The following is a 5,451-nucleotide window of genomic DNA, read 5'->3' on the forward strand; positions in this document are numbered from 1 at the left end:
CCGGATCGCCAGCACGTCGCGCCACGACTTGGCGCCCATCGCCGCGCTCGTGGTCTCGGCCTGCAAACGCGCCAACAGGCGATGACTCTGCGCCGGCAACCGGCACGACACAGTCTCAAGCTCGTCAAGCACACCAACCAGCTCAGACGCGGTCAGCGAGTCGACAGACAACGCAGCCAGCTCGTCATAGGCGGCGCGAAGCGCGGCAACCGCTGCCTGCACCGCTCCCGCACTCATAATTCGAACATACGTGCGACCTCCGACAAGTTCGGAACGCATTCTCGAAGGATTCTCTGAGAATGCCGCCGCCGGAACTTAAAGTGTTGTCCCGCAACGTGTTCAGCTGGCCAAGCTACCCTCAGACGCATGAGGGCCCTGGTGATCGGCGAGGCGCTGATCGACATCGTCGAGCGCGGCCACGTCGTCAGCGAGCACGTCGGCGGCAGCCCACTCAACGTCGCGGTCGGACTGGCCCGACTGGGCCGCGACGTCGACTTTCTCACCCACATCGGCACCGACGAGCATGGCCGACGCATCGTCGACCACCTCGAACAGGTTGGGGTGCAACTGGTTACCGGGAGCGCTCGGGCGCAACGTACTCCGACTGCGATGGCCGCGCTCGACGAGGACGGATCAGCAGAGTACGTGTTCGACATCGACTGGCAGCTGACCGGGACGCCGGAAGTAGGTCCGCCGCTCGTCGTGCACACCGGGTCGATCGCGTCGGTGCTCGAGCCCGGGTGCCGGGCCACCGCCGCGCTGGTCGACACCTACCACCCGTCGGCGACCGTGACATTCGACCCGAATGTGCGCCCGACACTCATCGAGGATCCGGATGCCGCGCGGGCCCGGATCGACCGGCTCGTCGAGCGATGCGATGTCGTCAAGGCCAGCGACGAAGATCTGCGCTGGATCGACCCCGACCGGTCGCCCGAGCAACTCGCACAGGCATGGCTGGCACTCGGCACGTCTGTCGTCGCGGTGACGAGGGGTGCTCGCGGAGCCTTCGGGCTGTGCGCGGACGGCATCGTGCACGTGCCGGCACTAGAGGTCGACGTCGTCGACACGCTGGGTGCCGGTGACGCGTTCATGGCGGGGATGATCGACGCGCTGTGGACGCTGGGCCTGCTGGGTGCCGAGCGACGCCGTGACCTGGCCCGCATCGGCACCGACGCGTTGACGACCGTGCTGCGGACCGCCGCGGTGTCGTCGGCACTGACGGTTTCCCGGGCCGGCGCGGACCTTCCCGATCGCGGCAGCCGCGATGCGGCGCTCAGATCAGCCATACTGGATTGATGCGTTCCATATGGAAGGGTTCGATCGCCTTCGGCCTGGTGAACGTCCCGGTCAAGGTCTACAGCGCGCAGCAGGACCACGACGTCAAGTTCCATCAGGTGCACGCGAAGGACAACGGGCGCATCCGGTACAAGCGCGTGTGCGAGATCGACGGCGAGGAAGTCGAGTACCGCGACATCGCCAGGGCGTATGAATCCGACGACGGTCAGACGGTGATCATCACCGACGAGGACATCGCCACGCTGCCGGAGGAACGCAGCCGCGAGATCGAAGTGCTGGAGTTCGTGCCGGCCGGCGACATCGACCCGATGATGTATGACCGCAGCTATTTCCTCGAGCCGGAGGGCAAGTCGTCGAAGTCGTATGTGCTGCTGACCAAGACGCTCAAGGAGACCGACCGCGTCGCGATCGTGAACTTCGCGCTCCGCAACAAGACCCGGCTCGCGGCGCTCCGCGTGCAGGACTTCAGCAAGCGCGACGTCATGGTTATCCAGACGTTGTTGTGGCCCGACGAGATCCGCGACCCCGATTTCCCGGTGCTGGACAAGGAAGTCGACATCAAGCCGGCCGAGTTGAAGATGGCCACCCAGGTCGTCGACTCCATGACCGACGACTTCAATCCCGACCGCTACCACGACGAGTACCAGGAGCAGCTGCACGAGCTGATCCAGGCGAAACTCGAAGGCGGCGAAGCCTTCACGACTGAGGACCAGCCGCAGGAACTCGACGAGACCGAGGACGTCTCCGATCTGCTGGCCAAGCTCGAGGCCAGCGTGCGGGCGCGCCGCGAAGGCCGCAGCGGCTCAAGCGCTTCCGGTGACGACGACAAGCCGGCGAAGAAGGCTCCCGCGAAGAAGGCTGCCGCCAAGAGCGCTGCGAAGAAGGCGCCCGCCAAGAGCGCGGCCAAGAAGACTCCCGCCAAGAAGGCCGCCAAGAAATCGCCGGCCAAGAAGGCTGCCGCCAAGAAGTAGGCCCCGCGTTCGGGGTCACGGCAATACCACGGGCCCGCCGGGTCCCACCGATCAACGCTTTGGTGCGAACTACTCGCACTTCCGCTGCAAAAGGTGTGCCGGTGGGACCCCCGTGACGGGGGCCCCGGACCCCTGTGACCGGCGGCCGCGGACCGACTGTGACTGGGCGCCGGGACCGAATTAGAACGTGTTTCAGAAACCCCCGCGCAAGCGGGCGTAGCCCTGTTACGGTTCGCCCGGCGAGGGAAGGATTCGAAACGTGATTCTGGACAGATTTCGACTCGACGATCAGGTCGCGATCGTCACGGGCGCGGGTCGCGGCCTAGGCGCTGCAATGGCAGTCGCATTCGCGGAAGCCGGTGCGGACGTGGTGATCGCGTCGCGCACCCAGTCACAGCTTGACGAGGTCGCCGAGCAGATCAAGGGCGTCGGCCGCAGAGCCCACGTCGTGGCGGCCGACCTCGCGCACCCGGAGGACACCGCCAAACTGGCGGCCGCCGCGATCGACGCGTTCGGGAAACTAGACATCGTCGTCAACAACGTCGGTGGCACCATGCCGAACGCGTTGCTCGGCACCTCCACCAAGGACCTGCGCGACGCCTTCACCTTCAACGTCTCCACCGCGCACGCGCTCACTTCGGCGGCGGTGCCGCTGATGCTCGAGCACTCCGGCGGCGGCAGCATCATCAACATCACCTCGACGATGGGCCGATTGGCCGGCCGCGGTTTCGCCGCCTACGGCACCGCGAAAGCCGCGCTCGCCCATTACACGCGGCTGGCGGCGCTCGACCTGTGCCCGCGTATCCGCGTCAACGCGATCGCGCCCGGGTCGATCCTGACGTCGGCGCTCGACATCGTCGCCTCCAACGACGAACTGCGCGAACCGATGGAGCAAGCGACGCCGATGCGCCGGCTCGGCGATCCCGTCGACATCGCCGCCGCCGCGGTGTATCTCGCCTCGCCCGCCGGCAGCTATCTGACCGGCAAGACGCTGGAGGTCGACGGCGGCTTGACGGTGCCCAATCTCGACATGCCCATCCCGGATCTGTAGAAGAGGACGCCTCATGCCAATCAAAGTCGCGGCCATCGGCACCGGCAACGTCGGCCGCCATGCGCTGACCCAGCTCATCACCGATCCGCAATACGAGCTGACCGCAGTGTGGGTCTCGTCGGAGTCCAAAGCGGGTAAGGACGCGGGAGAACTTGCGGGCCTTGATGTTCCGACGGGCATCACCGCCACCACCGACCTCGACGCGGTGCTGGCCACCGGCCCGCAGTGCGCCGTCTACACCGCGATGGCCGACAACCGGCTGCCCGACGCCCTGGAGGATTACCGCCGCATTCTCTCCGCAGGAGTCAACGTCGTCGGCAGCAGCGCGGTCTTCCTGCAGTACCCCTGGCAGGTGCTGCCCGACGAACTCGTCAAGCCGATCGAAGAGGCCACGCAGGCCGGCCAGTCGAGCGTGTTCGTGAACGGCATCGACCCCGGCTTCGCCAACGACCTGCTGCCGCTCGCACTGGCGGGCACCTGTCAGCGCGTCGAGCAGATCCGCTGCATGGAGATCATCAACTACGACACCTACGACAGCGCCACGGTCATGTTCGACGTGATGGGCTTCGGCAAGCCGCTCGATGACATCCCGATGCTGCTGCAACCCGGCGTACTGAGCCTCGCCTGGGGTTCGGTCGTGCGTCAGCTCGCGGCCGGCCTCGGTATCGAACTCGACAAGGTGGCCGAGACCTACGTGCGCGAACCCGCGCCCGACGACTTCGACATCGCAGCGGGCCACATCGCCAAGGGCACTGCGGCGGCTCTGCGCTTCGAGGTCCAAGGCATCAAGGACGGCGAGGTCGCCGTCGTGCTTGAACACGTCACGCGGCTGCGCGACGACTTGCATCCGGACTGGCCGCAACCCGCCCAGGAGGGCGGTTCCTACCGCATCGAGATCACCGGCGAGCCGTCGTACACGGTCGACCTGTGCCTGAGCAGCCCCAACGGTGACCACAACCATGCGGGGCTGGTCGCGACCGCGGCCCGGGTGGTGAACGCAATTCCGGCGGTCGTGGCGGCCGCGCCGGGCATCTGCACGACGCTCGACTTGCCGCTGATCACGGGTAAGGGGCTGTACGCTGTGCGCCAAGCTCAGGGATAGCTCAGACTCGAGGATGTGTTTATGCGGACCACATTTCGATATCTCGCACCGATGATCGCCGCCGGCGGTGTTGCAGCGGCGCTCGCCGTGGCTCCGTTGGCGGGCGCCGAAGCGGCGAATCCGACACTGCCGCAATGCGTGGACACCGGCGGCGCGGTAGCCCTCGACGGCTCGACCACGGAATGCGTGACGCCCGGGAACGCCTCGATCGACGCGACGCCCGCACAAGAGGAGTTCGTCGGTCCGTGGGGCAGCATGTGGGAAGGCGACGGTTACTTCTTCCCGTGACCGCGGGATCAGCACACCCCCGCGGCCGATCGAGCTAGGTTTCGGCTAACCTAACTTTTCTATTCGCAAATCCGGATAGAGGGTGGGATGGCTGAGCGGATCGAGGGCAAGCTGCGGCCGAGTTGGCTGTTGCTCGGCCCGGCGTTCGTCGCCGCCATCGCCTACGTCGACCCCGGCAACGTCGCCGCCAACGTCAGCGCCGGCGCTCAGTTCGGCTTTCTGCTCGTCTGGGTCATCGTCGCGGCCAACGCCATGGCCTGCGTCGTGCAGTACCTCTCGGCGAAACTCGGTCTGGTCACCGGCATGTCGCTGCCCGAAGCGGTCGGCGGCCGGATGCGTCGAAGCACCCGGGTGGCGTACTGGCTGCAGGCCGAATCAGTCGCGATGGCAACCGATCTCGCCGAAGTAGTCGGCGGCGCCATCGCGCTGTACCTCCTGTTCGACCTGCCGCTACTGACCGGCGGCGTCATCACCGGGGTCGTCTCGCTGCTCGTGCTGCTGGTGAAGGATCGCCGCGGCCAGAGTTCGTTCGAGCGTGTCATCACGGGCCTGCTGTCGGTCATCGCGGTGGGCTTTCTCGCCAGCCTGTTCGTCGCCCCGGTGCCCGTCGAGCAGGCGGCGGCCGGGCTGGTCCCCAAGTTCGCCGGCGCCGAGAGCGTGCTGATCGCCGCGGCGATGCTGGGCGCGACCGTGATGCCGCACGCCGTGTACCTGCACTCCGGGCTGGCGCGGGACCGGCACGG

6 protein-coding genes and 1 pseudogene are annotated in these 5,451 nt (G+C 66.9%); 6 read left to right on the forward strand and 1 reads right to left on the reverse strand.

Annotation, left to right across the window (positions count from 1 at the left end):
* Window positions 1-237 (reverse strand): annotated as a pseudogene (locus A5663_RS11275) (hypothetical protein); the annotation flags it as partial.
* 129 nt (window positions 238-366) lie between these two features.
* Here A5663_RS11275 and A5663_RS11280 point away from each other — a divergent pair.
* The 6 genes from A5663_RS11280 to A5663_RS11305 form a co-directional block, all read left to right on the forward strand.
* Entirely contained in the window at window positions 367-1,296 is a 930-nt protein-coding gene (locus A5663_RS11280) for a carbohydrate kinase (protein ID WP_068148235.1), read from the forward strand.
* Window positions 1,296-2,267, forward strand: a complete 972-nt coding sequence (locus A5663_RS11285; RefSeq protein WP_068148238.1) for a Ku protein — start codon at window positions 1,296-1,298, stop codon at window positions 2,265-2,267. Before A5663_RS11280 ends, A5663_RS11285 begins: the two co-directional genes overlap by 1 nt.
* 259 nt (window positions 2,268-2,526) lie before the next feature.
* Window positions 2,527-3,318: an SDR family oxidoreductase gene (locus A5663_RS11290; protein WP_068148240.1), complete on the forward strand. Its 792-nt coding sequence runs from the start codon at window positions 2,527-2,529 to the stop codon at window positions 3,316-3,318.
* 13 nt (window positions 3,319-3,331) lie between these two features.
* Window positions 3,332-4,420, forward strand: a complete 1,089-nt coding sequence (locus A5663_RS11295; RefSeq protein ID WP_068148244.1) for a diacylglycerol kinase — start codon at window positions 3,332-3,334, stop codon at window positions 4,418-4,420.
* Window positions 4,421-4,441: 21 nt separating this feature from the next.
* Entirely contained in the window at window positions 4,442-4,708 is a 267-nt protein-coding gene (locus A5663_RS11300; protein WP_068148246.1) for a hypothetical protein, read from the forward strand.
* 87 nt (window positions 4,709-4,795) lie between these two features.
* Window positions 4,796-5,451, forward strand: a 656-nt coding sequence (locus tag A5663_RS11305; protein ID WP_197503371.1) for an Nramp family divalent metal transporter, incomplete at its 3' end; no start/stop codon positions are given.

It is taken from the genome of Mycobacterium sp. E740, from assembly GCF_001672895.1.
Lineage (GTDB): Bacteria > Actinomycetota > Actinomycetes > Mycobacteriales > Mycobacteriaceae > Mycobacterium.